The 15,712-nt window shown below is 42.9% G+C and carries 13 protein-coding genes; 11 read left to right on the top strand and 2 right to left on the bottom strand.

Annotated elements, in window-relative coordinates; all coding sequences use genetic code 11:
• The first annotated feature begins 143 nt into the window (after nt 1-143).
• The 3 genes from G630_RS0112080 to G630_RS0112070 all read left to right on the top strand — a co-directional run bounded on the left by G630_RS0112080 (nt 144) and on the right by G630_RS0112070 (nt 3,575).
• Complete coding sequence (locus G630_RS0112080) at nt 144-1,658, top strand: ABC transporter substrate-binding protein (protein WP_026498717.1); 1,515 nt, start codon at nt 144-146, stop codon at nt 1,656-1,658.
• A gap of 93 nt (nt 1,659-1,751) precedes the next feature.
• Nucleotides 1,752-2,669 carry an ABC transporter permease gene (locus G630_RS0112075; RefSeq protein ID WP_026498716.1) on the top strand — a complete coding sequence of 306 codons (918 nt, stop codon included), beginning with the start codon at nt 1,752-1,754 and terminating at the stop codon, nt 2,667-2,669.
• Between the two features lie 18 nt (nt 2,670-2,687).
• Complete coding sequence (locus G630_RS0112070; protein WP_022760949.1) at nt 2,688-3,575, top strand: carbohydrate ABC transporter permease; 888 nt, start codon at nt 2,688-2,690, stop codon at nt 3,573-3,575.
• A 15-nt stretch (nt 3,576-3,590) separates the two neighbouring features.
• Here G630_RS0112070 and G630_RS0112065 read toward each other — a convergent pair whose 3' ends face one another.
• Together G630_RS0112065 and G630_RS0112060 are read right to left on the bottom strand one after the other, a co-directional pair.
• Nucleotides 3,591-4,325 (bottom strand): response regulator transcription factor, encoded by a 735-nt coding sequence (locus G630_RS0112065; RefSeq protein ID WP_026498715.1) that lies wholly within the window; start codon nt 4,323-4,325, stop codon nt 3,591-3,593.
• Complete coding sequence (locus G630_RS0112060; RefSeq protein ID WP_196805787.1) at nt 4,303-6,012, bottom strand: sensor histidine kinase; 1,710 nt, start codon at nt 6,010-6,012, stop codon at nt 4,303-4,305. The genes G630_RS0112065 and G630_RS0112060 overlap by 23 nt, the downstream gene beginning before the upstream one ends.
• A 245-nt stretch (nt 6,013-6,257) precedes the next feature.
• Between G630_RS0112060 and G630_RS0112055 the strand changes: the two genes are divergently transcribed.
• The 8 genes from G630_RS0112055 to G630_RS0112020 all read left to right on the top strand — a co-directional run bounded on the left by G630_RS0112055 (nt 6,258) and on the right by G630_RS0112020 (nt 15,711).
• Nucleotides 6,258-7,868: an ABC transporter substrate-binding protein gene (locus G630_RS0112055; protein ID WP_026498713.1), complete on the top strand. Its 1,611-nt coding sequence runs from the start codon at nt 6,258-6,260 to the stop codon at nt 7,866-7,868.
• Between the two features lie 45 nt (nt 7,869-7,913).
• The gene (locus G630_RS0112050; RefSeq protein WP_026498712.1) at nt 7,914-9,515 is read left to right on the top strand and encodes an alpha-L-arabinofuranosidase C-terminal domain-containing protein; all 1,602 of its coding nucleotides are present in this window, start codon (nt 7,914-7,916) and stop codon (nt 9,513-9,515) included.
• Nucleotides 9,516-9,635: 120 nt separating this feature from the next.
• The gene (locus tag G630_RS0112045) at nt 9,636-10,727 is read left to right on the top strand and encodes a PucR family transcriptional regulator (RefSeq protein ID WP_022760954.1); all 1,092 of its coding nucleotides are present in this window, start codon (nt 9,636-9,638) and stop codon (nt 10,725-10,727) included.
• Between the two features lie 89 nt (nt 10,728-10,816).
• Complete coding sequence (tadA, locus tag G630_RS0112040; RefSeq protein ID WP_026498711.1) at nt 10,817-11,377, top strand: tRNA adenosine(34) deaminase TadA; 561 nt, start codon at nt 10,817-10,819, stop codon at nt 11,375-11,377.
• On the top strand, nt 11,361-12,350 hold the full coding sequence (locus G630_RS0112035; protein ID WP_242829933.1) for a radical SAM protein: 990 nt from the start codon (nt 11,361-11,363) through the stop codon (nt 12,348-12,350). The genes tadA and G630_RS0112035 overlap by 17 nt, the downstream gene beginning before the upstream one ends.
• Nucleotides 12,351-12,569: 219 nt before the next feature.
• Entirely contained in the window at nt 12,570-13,115 is a 546-nt protein-coding gene (locus G630_RS0112030; RefSeq protein WP_026498709.1) for a hypothetical protein, read from the top strand.
• A gap of 137 nt (nt 13,116-13,252) precedes the next feature.
• The gene (locus G630_RS0112025) at nt 13,253-14,665 is read left to right on the top strand and encodes an ABC transporter substrate-binding protein (RefSeq protein WP_026498708.1); all 1,413 of its coding nucleotides are present in this window, start codon (nt 13,253-13,255) and stop codon (nt 14,663-14,665) included.
• 158 nt (nt 14,666-14,823) lie between these two features.
• Nucleotides 14,824-15,711, top strand: a complete 888-nt coding sequence (locus G630_RS0112020) for a carbohydrate ABC transporter permease (protein ID WP_022760959.1) — start codon at nt 14,824-14,826, stop codon at nt 15,709-15,711.
• Nucleotide 15,712 lies beyond the last annotated feature (1 nt).

Raw genomic sequence — 15,712 nt, 5'->3', positions numbered from 1 at the left:
TAAAAACGAACAAAAGTGCATACTATACATTCACCATTTATTGTATAAATAAATACAAAGAAACGGCAAAAGGGGAACGTTATTTGTACATTATGCCGATTCAAAACCGTAACAAAAAATAATAAGTAGGAGGATGTAACAAAATGAAAAAAAAGAGACTGGTAGCTTTACTATCTGCTCTAACGTTGGTGCTTAGCCTTACCGCTTGTGGCGGAAGTGGCGCAGGAACTTCCGGTGGTGGCGGAACAAATTCTGATCAGGCCAGTGGGGACGGTTCCGGATCAGGCGAGTATGTCAAGCTCGTAGTTTGGGGAAATGGTAATGCTGATACTGAAGACTGCAACGAAGTTGCTGAAGCTGTTAACAAGATCACACGTGAGAAAATCGGTTGTGAGATTGAGCTCGTTCGTGGACAGGATGCTGAACAGATCAACCTTGCTTTGACCTCCGGTGAAGCTATTGATCTTATGTGCTACAACAACATAAGTGGTCAGTTTAACACTGTAGTTAATAATAATTGGGCATATCCCCTTGATGATCTTTTAGAGAAATATGGACAGGGAGCAAAGGGAGTAATTAACGAATATGACCTTGAAGCTTGCAAAAAGGATGGTGTGCTCTATGCACTTCCGAACCAGAAAGATACATCACGTGCAGCCGGATTTGCTATGCGTAAGGACATCTGTGACGAACTTGGTATCACAGTTCCTGAGTACGGCACTTATGATGATATGCACGAAATCCTTGTAAAGGTTCACGAAGCTCATCCTGAGATGGATGCTCTTGTTCCCACATGGGCACAGGGTGGTATGCAGACAACTATTCCCGCTGATCCGCTTGGAGATTCTCTTGGTATCCTTGAGGATTGCCGCGAAGACAGCACAACAGTTGTTGACGAAGCAGAGACAAAGAGTTTCCAGGATTTCTGCAAGATGATGTGGCAGTGGAATCAGGAAGGTTTGATCATGCCTGATGCTACAACAACTACAGAGAACGCTCTTCTTTCAAACAATGGATTTGCAATGTATGAGAACTGGAAGCCCGGCAAGGAACTTGAGGTTTACAAGGGCAACGGCAAAGAAGTTTACTTCATGAAGATTCATGGACCTATCAAGCATACAGCAATTCCTAATGGTAACTCATGGATGATTCCTTACAGCTCAAAGCATCCTGAAGAAGCTATGAAGCTTTGGAACCTTATGTATACAGATCCTGAAATTTCCAACCTGTTCATCAACGGTATCGAAGGTAAGCACTGGGTATACACTGATGACACCAAGAAGATGATCACATCTCCTGAAGGTGTTGATCCGAACGCTTCCGGTTATTCTTCAATGGATTGGGCATGGCCTAATCAGCAGATTACACCAGTTTGGGAAGGCGCTGAGGATCCCGATCTTTGGACAAAGCTTAACGAGTTTAACAACAGTGGCGAGCCTAGCCCTGCTATGGGATTCATTTGGGACAGCTCACCTGTTATGAACCAGGTAACAGCTTGTAACAACGTTGTATCTTCTTACAGGACCGCTCTTCTTTGGGGCGCTATCGATCCTGAAGAAAACCTTCCTAAGTATATTGACGAACTTAAGGCAGCCGGCATCGATGAGATCATCGCCGAGAAGCAGAAACAGCTTGATGCATTTCTTGCAAGCAAATAATTCTGCCAATAATAATTAACACAAAAAATGCAGGTGTCAAATATCATTTTGGCACCTGCATGATAATATTACTTGAAGGAGGATGGGGTTAGGTTGAAAAAGACAAAGAAAACATTAAAACGCTTCTGGCCGATGTATTTAATGTTCATACCCGGGGTAGTATATCTTTTTATAAATTCATATATTCCGATGTTTGGAATACAGATAGCCTTCAGGCAGTATAATGCTGCGCAAGGTGTATATGGAAGTCCATGGTGCGGATTTAAAAATTTCGAATTCCTCACCAGAACCAAAGACGCATGGATAATGATCAGAAACACAGTACTTTATAATGTCGTATTTATTGTACTTGGAACTATTCTGGCTGTAGCAACAGCGATCATTCTTAATGAGATCCGCAACAAAACAGCGAAGCAGGCATATCAGACGATTATTCTGATTCCTTTCCTGATTTCAATGGTCATAGTCAGTTATCTTGCTTACGCTTTCTTGAGCACCAGTGATGGCTTCATCAACAACTCACTAGTCAAACTGCTTGGAAAAGAGCCCATTGACTGGTATAACACTGCAAAATATTGGCCCGTTATTCTGGTTCTTATCAATATCTGGAAGGGCCTTGGATATAATATGATCCTCTATTATGCTACCATCTGCGGTATTGACGGCACACTTTATGAAGCTGCTGTTGTGGATGGAGCTAATCGTTGGCAGAAAATTGTTCATGTTACATTGCCCGGTTTGAAATCTACAATTATCATACTGACACTTATGGCTCTTGGCGGAATTTTCCGTTCTGATTTCGGCCTTTTCTATCAGGTTCCGCTCAACTCCGGTCCGCTTATCAATGTAACGCAGACAATTGATACCTACGTATACCGCGGACTTATCCAGAATAACAATGTAGGAATGTCCTCAGCAGCAGGCCTTTATCAGTCCGTTGTTGGATTTGTTCTGGTAGTAACGGCTAACGCTATAGTCAGAAGAATAGACAACGAAAGTTCGCTGTTTTAATAGGAGGATTTTAGAAACATGGTACAAAAAGACAGAGTATTTCAGACCTTGGCAAATGCGCTGATGATCATTCTGGCTATCTGTGCACTTGCGCCTTTCTTTCTTATGCTCATGTCATCACTCACAGATGAACAAACTTTGCTAGCAAACGGATATAGTTTTTTTCCGGAAAAATTTAGTACATATGCTTATAAATATCTGTTTGTTCAATCCGGATCTGTGGCACGTGGTTATGTGATTTCAATATCAGTTACAGTTGTAGGAACTCTATCCAACCTGTTTGTTACTTTGCTATATGCTTATCCGCTTTCAAGAAAAGAGCTTCCCGGAAGACAAATTTTTGCATTCTATCTATTCTTTACAATGCTCTTCTCAGGAGGACTGGTTCCTGCATATTTGATGTGGACACAGACATTCCATATTCGAAATACAGTTATTGCGCTGCTTGTTCCGGGCTTACTTATGAGTCCTTTTAACGTCATTATGATGCGTACATACTTCACCACCAATATTCCTGATGAAGTTATTGATGCAGCAAGAGTTGACGGAGCAGGTGAATTTGGAATCCTTTTCAAGGTGGTATTCCCTATGGCGCTGCCGATAACCGCTACAATCGGGCTCCTGGTTGGACTTGCATACTGGAATGACTGGATGAATGGTCTGTATTATATCAATGATGACAAACTCTACAGTATTCAGGTACTGCTTATGAAGATTCAGCGTAATCTGGATCAGCTCAGGCAGCAGGCTCAGAACGGTAGTGGAAATGTTAACATGGCTGATCTGCCTTCAACTTCTGTAAGAATGGCATTGACGGTTATGGGTATCCTTCCCATTATGATCATATATCCTTTCCTGCAGAGATATTTCGTAAAAGGTATCACAATCGGAGCAGTAAAAGGGTAAGCTGGAAAATACCTGCTATTTGCGGTATTGTTGGGGAGTTTGACCCGTTGTTTTCTTGAACTGCCTGTAAAAATATGAAGTATTGGGGATTCCAACCTGTTCTGCGATATCCGAAATGCTCATAGTCGTGTTTTTTAGTAGGTATTTGGCTTGATCCATTCGTTTTGAATTGATATAAGCTGTAAGCGTTGTTTCAAATTCCTTATGAAAACAAAATGACAGATAATCTGGATTTAGGTGTATGGCATCAGCAATCTTGACACGGTTTAAATCTGCGTCCGACAGATGGTCGCGGATATATCTTCGTACTGTGTGGACAAAACTGCTGTCGTTGATTTTGATGCCGTTACCTGCTTCGCTTTCAGGATTTACCTGTTTCGGGCGCAAAAATGCCATGGCGCGGGATAGCTCCTGGTTCAGGTTCTGTTTTCCAATGGGTTTAAGCAGATAATTGAAGCAGTGATAATGCATGGCTTCCTGGGCATAGTCAAAACGCTGATGTCCGGATAATATAATTGTTGTTGGCTGAAGTCCTTCAACATTAAGTTGTTCAAGTAGTTCAAGCCCGGTTTCCTTGGGCATCTCGATATCCAGCAGCATCAGATCAACCTGTTCTTTTTTTAGGATAGTCATCCCTTGCTGCGCACTATAGGCTGTGAAGATATGGTCAAATCCAAGTTCTTCTTTATTTATCATACCTACAAGACCTTGAACAATATAGTATTCGTCATCTATTATCAGAAGATTCATGTAAACTCTCCTTTTCCGAGTATTTCTTGTAAGGGAAGCGTATTGTAACACATAATCCCATGCCTTCCGCGTTTGCAAAGCTAAGCATTGCCTCTGATCCAAGAATGAGCCTAAGGCGCATAGCGGTATTATAGAGCCCTATACCGGTTCCCTTCTCCGTAACTTCAGGGTGTTCCAGGATATGGTTGTACTTTTCAAGTTTTTCTTCTGACAGACCGCTTCCGGAATCAGTATGCTCAAGGTACACAAAGGTTTCATTATTTTCAATCCTTTTTGTCGCCTTGACTCGGATAAGAAAAGGCTCGCCCATAATAAGTCCCGTCTTAATGGAATTCTCGGTAAGAGTGAGGAGAATCATCGGGAACACCTCTGTATTCAGCAGATCAGGGTCAATTTCCTTTTCATATTGCAACGTCTCGGGAAATCTGTACTGAGTCAGCAGTATGTAATTTTCGAGATATTCAAGTTCCTCAGACAGCGGAACAATATTCCTGTCAGAAAGCGTATACCGCAGATGAGAGGATAGTGTGGAGATTATCTGATTTGTCACTTCCAGATTTGACTGATCCTGTGCTGACATAAACACAGTGTTCAGACAGTTGATCAGGAAATGAGGAGCAACCTGGTTTTTCAGAGATTTCAATTCAAACTCGCGAGCCTGGAGCTGTTCTTCATAGACACTGATCCTTAGATTACCTATCTCGGATATTAGTTTATTAAAGGCATCTGTAATCTGGACTGTCTCTTCATAGTTATTTGAAGGAGTGATTCTGGTGTCCAGATTTCCGGATCGGATGTTCCTGGTTACTGCCATAAGAGATTTGGTCGGGATCTCAATGATCATCCGTCCCATGCGGCTATAGGATATAAAAAAGCAAACAGCCCATAAGATAATAAGTGCCAAAAGATAATAAAGAGATCGGAAAGCCTGTAAAAACTGTTTTTGAGGAAGCAGCACGGTAAAGCAGTAATCTGAAAAGCTTTGTCTAAAGGAGATAATGATCCTTTTTCCGATGCCCGGGATACTTACAGTAACAGGACCGGAGAGAGATTTCTCAACAGGGAGATTTGGTTCTTTCCCGGAATCATTCGCATTGCCATCTGCTGTAAAGGTATTACCGGAAAACAGCACTTGTCCGGAGCTGTCTGTAATCAGTAGGATGGCATCATTTCCGAAAAACTCTTCAAATCCTGGAAGGTTGTTTAGGTCAATCCATGCGCCACCGTATATTCCGCCTACTCTAAATGTCCTGATAAGGCAGTTCTGATCTTCAATAAAATACCAGTTTTGAGGAAGATCAGCGCCGGATCCGTCGTCTTTCAGGTGCGCCTGTAAAAGTGATCTGATAAAAGAAGGGAACGGATAGCCCGAACTGGTGCCTGTATTGGCAGTATTATAGACCGGAAGAAATACATCTTTATCGGGATAATACAGGTAAAAGCCCCTGATTACGGAGTGTGGTGTAATCTGAGTAGATAATCGGTTCTGGATACGTGCCATGCAGCCTACTTCCTCATTGCTATCCATGGTAGTACGAAGCCTTATAATATCCGGATCAGATGAGCAGTTGTCGATGAGGAACATGATATTCTGACTGAGCTCAACATCGAGTCTGTTGTCGTAAAAACGAAGAGAATCTTGAACAGAACGATATGAGAATTCACGCAAGTTAAAAAAGATAACCATCGTAACTGCCGCGAGAAGAGTGGTAAAGATGAGCATGGACATTAAAAACAATATACCGAACCGATGCAGCAGAGAATGCTTTCGTTTTGACCCCGGCAAAATATTATGAAAATAGTGACAAATCTCCTCCATATTGTACATATCCACACCTTCTTTTATTGTTAAAATAATACTGGTTATCTAAAAAATTATCAAGATAATTATATATTCTGCACAATGCTTCATGATAAGGAGAAGTTTCTGGGATGAAAAGAACAATGAGGTGGGCAGCTTTTTTTCTGATTATACTAATTACGGTCACTCTCATAGCATGTGGCAGGAGCAAGACCGGGGCAGAAGAAGTTACAGCTTCTGAATCTGCCGAAACAACTGAAAGTAACATGTCTCCCGCATACAGCAAGGCAATAGAAGATCGCAGAGCTGAGTATGAGAAGACAGGAGAGTATCAAAAGGTCACTTATGCTATATATACCTGGACCGGTAGCCCCATTGGTATAGAGAGAATACAGGAAGCAATGAATAAAATCCTGCGTAAGAAGCTATGTCTGGAGATAGAGCTTTTGGCGATGGATTTTTCTTCATACGGTCAGGATGTTCATCTGAAACTGACAAACAATGATGAACAAATTGACTGGTTCGGCGGAAATGTCATCGGGTATACACTCTGCGTAAATAATGGATTTTGCTATGACCTTAATAAGGACGATTTACTTAAAAATTATGGACCGGGAATAGAGGAGCTTATCCCTGAAAAATACCAGGAAGCATGCAAATATGCCGGTCATCTGTATGGCATTCCTCCGGTAAAGGACTATGCCATCACTACAGCTGCTATTGTGATAGGCAAGGAATATCTTGATGCAATCGATTATGAATATGAGGAAGACGAAAACCAGGAAGTTCAGTCAACCTGGGATGAGATAGAAAAAATTTATGAAAAGCTTCACAAGGAATTTCCGGATAAGTATGTTTTTGCAGTATCAGGCAACCATTTTGCTCAGGGTTCTATTGTGGATAATATTGGCAATGACTGGTTCGGTGTTCTTTTGGATCCAACAAAGGACAGGAAAGTCACAAACCTGATGGAGAGCGATGAGTGGATGGATATGGTCCAGCGTATGCACAGATGGAATCAGATGGGCTTTATCTCTCCGGACGCTTTGAGCGATAAAAGTTCCAGCTCCGCAAGGATTAAGTCCGGAGACTATATGTCGATGCTCGCTCCGTCAAAACCGGGTTACAAGTCCCAGATATCCGGCGAATGCGGAAGGGAAATGATTGTGTTTCGCTTAGGCCAGAACATAATCAAGTCTACAGGTATCACATCCGTAATTACATGCCTTAATCAGGCTTCTCCGGATCCTATTGCTGCAGTGCAGCTTATGAACGAGCTATACACGGATCCACAGCTATCTACCCTGCTGGTATGGGGGGAAGAGGGTATAGATTACGTCACAAAACCGGATGGGAGCATTGACTTTCCGGAGGGCGTGAATATACAAAACGCAGAGTGGTATCACACTATGAACTGGGAGATGCCCAACCAGTATATATGCCCTTACTGGGCCGGTGATTCTCAGGATTTGGGTTCAAAGATAATGGAATTTAATGCGAACGCAGAGACCTCTATCGCCCTGGGATTTACTTTTGACAATAGTCAATATACCGCAGAATATGCGGCATTACAAAACATATATGATGAGTATTCAAATCAGCTTCTGTACGGCTTTCTGGATCCTGTTTCAGGAACGGCGGAATTTAACGAAAAACTGAAACAAGCAGGTTTAGACGAATATATTGCGGAGAAGCAGAGACAGTTTGATTTGTGGCTGGCTGAAAATGACAAAAATCATTGAAATGTCATCACGGAATTAATGATTGAGAATAGAAAGGAAAAGAAAATGGCTAAAAAGGCAAAAGTTTCTATTAATCCGAATTTTAGGATAGGAAATATATCAAAACGTATCTATGGTGCATTCATGGAACCCATCGGATCGATTGTGTACGGAAACATGTACAACCCCAAGCATCCGACTGCAGATGAGCAGGGATTTCGTAAAGACTGGATCGAGGCATTGAAAAAGACAGATGTACCTGCGGTCCGCCTTCCGGGAGGCAATTTTGTATCCGGCTGGGACTGGAAGGATTCTATTGGTCCAAAGGAAAACAGGAAGGAGCATCTGGACCTGGCGTGGCATCAATATTATCCGAATGATGTCGGACACGACGAGTATCTGCAGTGGGCTGAAAAGGTAGGCCTGGAGCCAATGTATACAATAAACCTTGGCACAGGTGGCATAAATGACGCTATCTACAACGTTGAATATACCAACCATGAGGGCGGCACTTATTGGTCAGAGCTTCGCAAAAAGAATGGTCACGAGAAACCATACGGAGTTAAAGTATGGTACCTTGGAAACGAAATGGACGGACCATGGCAGGTTGCTTCCTGGGAGAAGGATCCCAGAGGGTATGGAATTCTCGCAAATGAAACCTCAAAGGCAATGAAATGGGTTGATGGAAGTATCGAAACGGCAGTCTGTGTCTCGAGCTCTCCGGACCTTTCGCATTTTCCCGATTGGGATTTACAAGTCTTAAAGGAATGCTATAACTCGGTCGATTATATTTCCATGCATCATTATCAATCTGCGGAAATCGGTAATTATGCGCAGTTTATGGCCGCTTCACGTTATTACGAAGATTATATCCGAACAGAGATTGGTCTGTGTGATTATGTTCAGGCGCTCATGCACTCCCCTAAGGTTATGAAGCTGTCCCTGGATGAGTACGGAGTAATGCCTCTGCCTAAAAAGGAACTTCATTTCGGAAGAGAGCGCTACGTAGAACCCGGCACACATTACGCTTTTGATCCGGAGCGCGAGTATGTCCGTCACGATCCGGACAATATGCCTTCGAGGTCATTCCCGCCTATGGATCCGATGCTTATGGCGCTTGGAAATGCAGGCGTTATCATGGAAATGCTTCGCCATGCAGATCGTGTAAAGATTGGTTGTATGACTTCAGGCCTTGGTGTTGCAGCAGGATGTGATCATGATCATGTCTTCACGATCCCGGCTTATTATCCGTATGCAGATCTCATGAAATATGGTCATGGAATCTCTCTGCAAACTGCTGTCGATTGCGAGAAATATGATCTGGAAAGCTTTGCGCTTGATGATACGCACAAATACCATGAACAGAATCAGGTAGACTTCATTGACAGTGCTGCAGCGTATGATACCGAGACGGGTGAACTTACAGTTTTTGTTATAAACCGTGATTGGGAAGATAGTGCAGACTTTACATTGGATATAACAGGACTCACAGGAATGCGCTTTGAAGGTCATACGGAGATGTTCACTGAAAACAGAACACCGGATGAAGAGGCAGATAAAAACCTCTCACCCACAGAGGCTAAAGACACTGTCTGCAATGAGATGACAGTAAAAGCAGAGCTTAAGCCACTCTCTTGGAATGTGTTCCGTTTTGTGAAAGAAGTATAGTGAAACTAGCCATAAAACCACTTGAACTCCGCTATTTTGAAAAGTAAAATGATTGTAGATTAGATTTTTGGACGGCAAAATGTGCAAAACTGTACTACAAGAAAAGTGGTGGAGGCATAAATGATTACTGCGCAGATTATACAAAACAGTATTGATGAACTTTCTGCTATTACGAGGGTTCAGCTCAGCGTTATGGATTTGAAGGGAAAGGTTGTGGCTGCAACTGCAGAAGCTCCGAAGTTTGAGGGATCATTCATTTCGGACTTTGCCGCATCACAGGTTGATTCTCAGGTTATTGGCGGAATGCATCTTTTGAAGATTATGGATGAGGGTGATCTTTCATATATCCTACTTGCCAAGGGGCAGGGCGAAGATGCATATATGGTCGGAAAAATCTGTGTAAGCCAGCTGCAGAATCTGATAGTTGCTTATAAGGAAAAATATGACAGGAACAACTTTTTCCAGAATCTGCTTCTTGATAATCTGCTTCTTATCGATATCTATAACCGCGCAAAGAAACTTAGAATCGATGTCAATGTGCCGAGAGTAATAATCATTGTTGAGACAAAGGCAGGACGTGACAGCGGCGCAGCTGAGCTGCTCGGAAGCATGTACACCAGCGGAAGCGGAGACTATGTGACAGCTGTGGACGAGACCAGTGTTATTCTGATAAAGGCGCTTAAGTCAGGTGAAACCTATGAGGAAATAGCCGGTGTTGCCACAACAATTGTAGATATGATGAATACAGAGGCAATGCTTGATGTTCGTGTATCCTACGGCACAATAGTCGGCGAGATCAAGGATCTGAGTAAATCCTATAAGGAAGCGAAGATGGCACTCGATGTCGGCAAGATTTTCTACGCAGAAAAGCGAGTAATTGCGTACAACATGCTCGGCATCGGAAGACTGATTTATCAGCTTCCCGTAAACCTGTGCAAGGTTTTCATAGATGAGATATTCGGAGACCGCGAGATTCCCGAGAATCTTGATGAGGAAACTCTTAACACAATCAACAAGTTCTTTGAGAATAACCTGAATGTATCTGAGACCTCCAGACAGCTGTTTGTGCACAGAAATACGCTTGTTTACAGAATTGAGAAGCTGGAGAAGGCTACAGGACTTGATATCAGAACCTTTGATGAGGCGCTTACCTTCAAGATTGCGCTGATGGTGCTGAACTATATGAAGTATGTGGATTCCGGAAGATTTTGATTGATACAAAAATAAAGCACATGGTGAAAAGCTATGTGCTTTTAGTTTGTTAGGCTGCTAAATTGAGGCATAAAGGAGTTGTAATTAGAATGGCTAAACGTCCGGAATTAAGTGTAAGAACGGAACAGGAAAAACTTGATGAGAAATATATGAGAGCTGCACTGAAGCAGGCCCGCAGGGCTATTGAACTCGGCGAGGTGCCGATAGGCTGTGTCATAGTATATGAGGGAAAGATTATCGGACGAGGGTATAATCGTAGAAATACCGATAAATCCGTGCTTTGCCATGCTGAGATTACCGCAGTGAAAAAGGCATGTAAGAAGATGGGCGACTGGAGGCTTGAGGAGTGCACCATGTATGTGACACTTGAGCCCTGCCAGATGTGCGCCGGTGCTATCGTTCAGTCAAGAATTCCCCGCGTAGTGATGGGAGCTTCAAGTCCCAAGGCCGGAAGCGCAGGAACGGTTATTAATATTCTTGAGAATCCGGAGTTTAACCATCAGGTGGATATTACCAAGGGAGTTCTTGAAAAGGACTGCAGTGATATTTTAAAGGAATTTTTCACGGAGCTAAGGAAGCGGAATAAGGCTGAGAAAGAAGCCAGAAAGCTGGCCGAGGCGGAAGGAGAAAATTTTGCTGGATTATTGTAGAATCTGTCCCAGAGGCTGCGGCGTTAACAGAATATCCGGAGAGCTTGGTTACTGCGGACAGGGAGCTGTTTTGACAGCAGCCAGAGCTTATCTTCATGCATGGGAGGAACCCTGCATATCAGGAGAACACGGTTCGGGAACCGTGTTCTTTTCGGGTTGCAATATGCGATGTGTCTTTTGTCAGAATCATGAGATTGCATCAGGTGAGGTGAAAAAAGAGATTTCTGCGGAAAGACTTGTGGAAATCTTTATTAGGCTGCAGGAAGAGAGGGCTTCTAACATCAATCTTGTTACGCCTACTCACTTTGTACCGCTGATCATACCTGCTCTTGAGGCTGCAAAGCGGCAGGGGCTTCACATTCCGGTTGTCTATAACACAAGTGCTTATGAAAATGTCGATACACTTAAGGCATTGGAGGGGCTTGTTGATATTTATCTGCCTGATTGCAAGTATTATTCCGAGAAGCTGTCGATGAGATACAGTAATGCCCCCGGATATTTTGGAATTGCCATGGATGCTATAGAGGAGATGCTGAGGCAGGTCCACGAGCCTTTGTTTATGTGGGAGAAAAAGGCTGCCGAAGATGATAGACAGTTAACAGACATGTTTGGCGCTATTGAATATAACAGAATAATTGAAGAATTATCTGATGATGATTACAGCGGTCCGCTTATGAAAAGTGGTGTTATTGTGCGCCATCTGATGCTTCCCGGGCAGCTGTCTGATTCTAAGAAAGTTATCAAAGAGCTTCTTTCTCGTTTTGGTGACAAGGTATATTTGAGCATAATGAATCAATTTACCCCCTATGGGGATTTATCTGCTTATCCGGAACTACTCACAGGCGTTAATGCTTCAGAATATGAAGAACTCATAGATTATGCTATCGATCTTGGCATAGAGAATGGCTTCTTCCAGGGAGAGGGCACGGATTCCGAGAGCTTCATCCCGGTCTTTGATTTCGAGGGACTATAAAAAGTAAACACCTTCCTGATGGCTTCCATCACTTTTTCAGACACATGTAACAAACATTTGCACAAATTATTAGTGAAGTATGAACGATTTGTGTACAAAAAGTAAAAAAAGTGCTTAATGAGGTAAAAGATTTACATTCAATCTATACAAAGCATTGTTTATATTTATTTTAGAAATGAAACATCTGTATAGATAAATAAAGGCAACAAAATGAGAAGTATGAAAAAAGTATTAAAAACAACATCGATCCTGACAATGCTCATCGTCATGATGACAGTATCGGCAGGATGCGGCAAGAAGACTGAGAGCTGGGCATATACACATGAGCCCACGGAAGAAGCTATTGCGCTCTATGACAATGGCAAGGCAGTCTTCAAGGGTGAGAAGTATACATATACCAAGGATGATGAGTATATCACCCTTACCGATAAAGATAAAAATGAGACAAAGCTTCGCTATGAAATGAATGGCGATACAATGACTCTCTATGAGAAGTCAACATATAAGCTTAGCAGTGAAGAAGAGCACGACGGACTGGTAGGAACCTGGACACAGGACAACGGCTGGTCATATGTCTTCACGAAAGATGGGGAATTCAGTGAAGAGGGCATTTTCTTTGGACACTACACTGTAGATGAGAAGGATTCATGCATAAAGCTTATGTACAGTGACCCGATAGAGGATGCATATCTTTACTACACACTGAATGATGATGAGCTTATAATCGACTATCCCTGGCCGATGACGAAGACTCAGCAAAATTGAGTATAACCCCTCATCCGTCAGCTTCGCTGACACCTTCTCCCCTAGGAGAAGGCAATAATGTAGATCTAAAGCACCACGTGCTTAAGATATAACGTATTAATGGCAGAGATGCCCAAAAAGAAAAGGAGAGGTATGTTATGAAAATGAAGCGTATTGCATCATTGCTGCTTACGGGTGTTATGACTTTATCACTCGTTGGATGCGGTGGGGGAAATTCAGCACCGGCAGCAGACAACACAGCTAAAGAGGAAGCTCCGGCTGCAACAGAAGCTGAAAGCACCGAAGAGACCACTGAAGCTGCTGACACAGCAGAGGAGGCTACAGAGGCTGAGAGCACAGAAGAGGCTACAGAAGAAGTAGCAGCTGATGATGGTGAGGCTATTGATCTTTCAATGTGGTGTATTGCAACAGAGAGTGATTCAAACCGTCATTCTTATGAAGCTGCAATTGCTGACATGCAGGAGAAATATCCCAATGTAAACTTCACATGGGAAGCATTTGAGAACCAGTCCTACAAGACAAAGATCAAGGCTGCAGTTGCTGCAGACGAGATGCCTGATATCTTCTTCACATGGTCATGTGCATTCCTTGGTGATTTCGTAGATGCAGGCAAGGTTTACTGCCTTGATGATGCTTATGAGAACTACAAGAGTGAGCTTCCTGAAGTTATGATGGGTAACTCCACATACGACGGAAAGCACTACGGTGTACCGCTTACAATGAACATCGTTGGTCTCTTCGCAAACATGGATCTTCTTAAGGAAGCTGGATATGATGAGATTCCCGGAACTTATGATGAGTTCATCGCTTGCTGCGACGCCCTTAAGGACAAAGGAATCATTCCTTTCGGATGTGCAGGAAAAGAGACATGGTGCGTAACAGAGTATCTTGAGTCTGTAATCGAGAAGAGCGCAGGCGCTGATACACTTAACGAGATCTTCGCTGGCAAGGCAACATGGAACAACCAGGACGTTGCTGATGCTGTTGATACATTCCAGGGTCTTGTAAACAACGGTTACTTCGATCCTTCAGGAATCGGTCTTACAAACGACGAAGTTAAGAACAACTTCATGGCTGGCAAGTATGCATTCTACATGAACGGAACATGGAACTGTGCTGACTTCGCTGCTAACGAAGAGTTCAAGGATAAGGTTAAGGTTAGTGAGTTCCCTGTAATCAATGCTGACAAGGCTAAGCTTGGACAGCTCATCGGTGGACCTTCTGATACACTTGCTGTAGCAGCATCTTCACCTAACGCTGAGAAGGCTGCTGAGTATGCATTTGAGCTTGGTAAGCTTATCTGCCACTATGGTTACCTTGATGGCTGCGGACTTCCTGCATGGACACCTTATGGCGACACAAGTTCTGTAAACGAGCTTACACAGACAGTTGCAGGCATCGTTGCTAACGCTGATACAATGGTACTCTTCGGCGACACAGCTATGAGCGCTGATTCTGCTAACACATATCTTTCATATGTAGATCAGGTTTATGGTTGCCTTCTTGATGGTAAGCAGTTCATCGAAGGACTTGCTAAGGACATCCAGTAATAACAAATAATAAGTCGGATTAGACTTTACTTTGTCCTTCCTGACTTCTGAATAAAATTGGAAGCAGGAAGGACTTTTTAATGCAAAGGCATTTTGCCTTACTAAGGTTATGCCAGTAGAGCCGGATACAGAAGAAATTCGGCTGGGAAGGTTTGTGTATGAATAAACAAGGTTTAAAAAAAGGATTAGCAATTTTCGTATTTCTGCTTCCGGGACTGCTCCTTTTTGTAAGCATACTTATTGCACCGATCGCAGTATCTGTGTACAGAAGTTTGTATGACTGGAACGGTTTTTCCGCAGGCACATTCATCGGTTTTGACAACTATGTCGAGTTGTTCACAAACGGGTCGATCAAGTTTGTGACATCACTGAAAAATTCGTTGATACTGGCATTTTTCTCAGTTTTTGTGCAGTTACCTTTTGCGCTTTTACTGGCACTCCTTCTTGGTAGAAGAGAGAGCCTTAAGGAGAGAGTATACTTATCAATATTCTTCATGCCGGTTCTTATTTCAACAGTAGTTATCGGTCAGCTCTGGCTGAAAATATATAATCCCGATTATGGTCTTTTGAACAGATTCCTTGAAGCAATAGGCAGAGGAGACTGGAAACACGTATGGGTAGGTGAAGTAAGTACTGCTCTTGGAAGTATCATCGTTCCTACGGTATGGCAGTACGTCGGCTATCACATGCTGCTCATGTATGCAGGAGTTAAGGGCGTTGACATGGACCTCAGAGAGGCAGCAATGCTCGATGGTGCAACAAAGTGGCAGGTAGACAGATACGTGGTTATTCCGATCATCAAGCCCATCATCAGAGTAAGCGTTATCTTCGCGGTAACAGGTTCACTGAAAACCTATGACCTTGTAAGAATCCTTACTGAAGGTGGTCCGTTCCAGTCCACAGAGGTACCCAGTACCCTTTTGGAAAACATGCTGTTCCTTCGAAACAGATATGGAATGGGAAGTACTATTTCTGTCATGCTGATAATACTGTGCTTTGCATTTGCTCTGCTGATAAGTGCAGCATTTAGGGAAAAGGAAGATTAAT

The organism is Butyrivibrio sp. WCD2001, from assembly GCF_000424485.1.
Taxonomy (GTDB): Bacteria; Bacillota; Clostridia; order Lachnospirales; family Lachnospiraceae; genus Butyrivibrio.
Note: the sequence above shows the minus strand (reverse complement) of the source record. Positions and strands in the feature narration are given on the sequence as shown.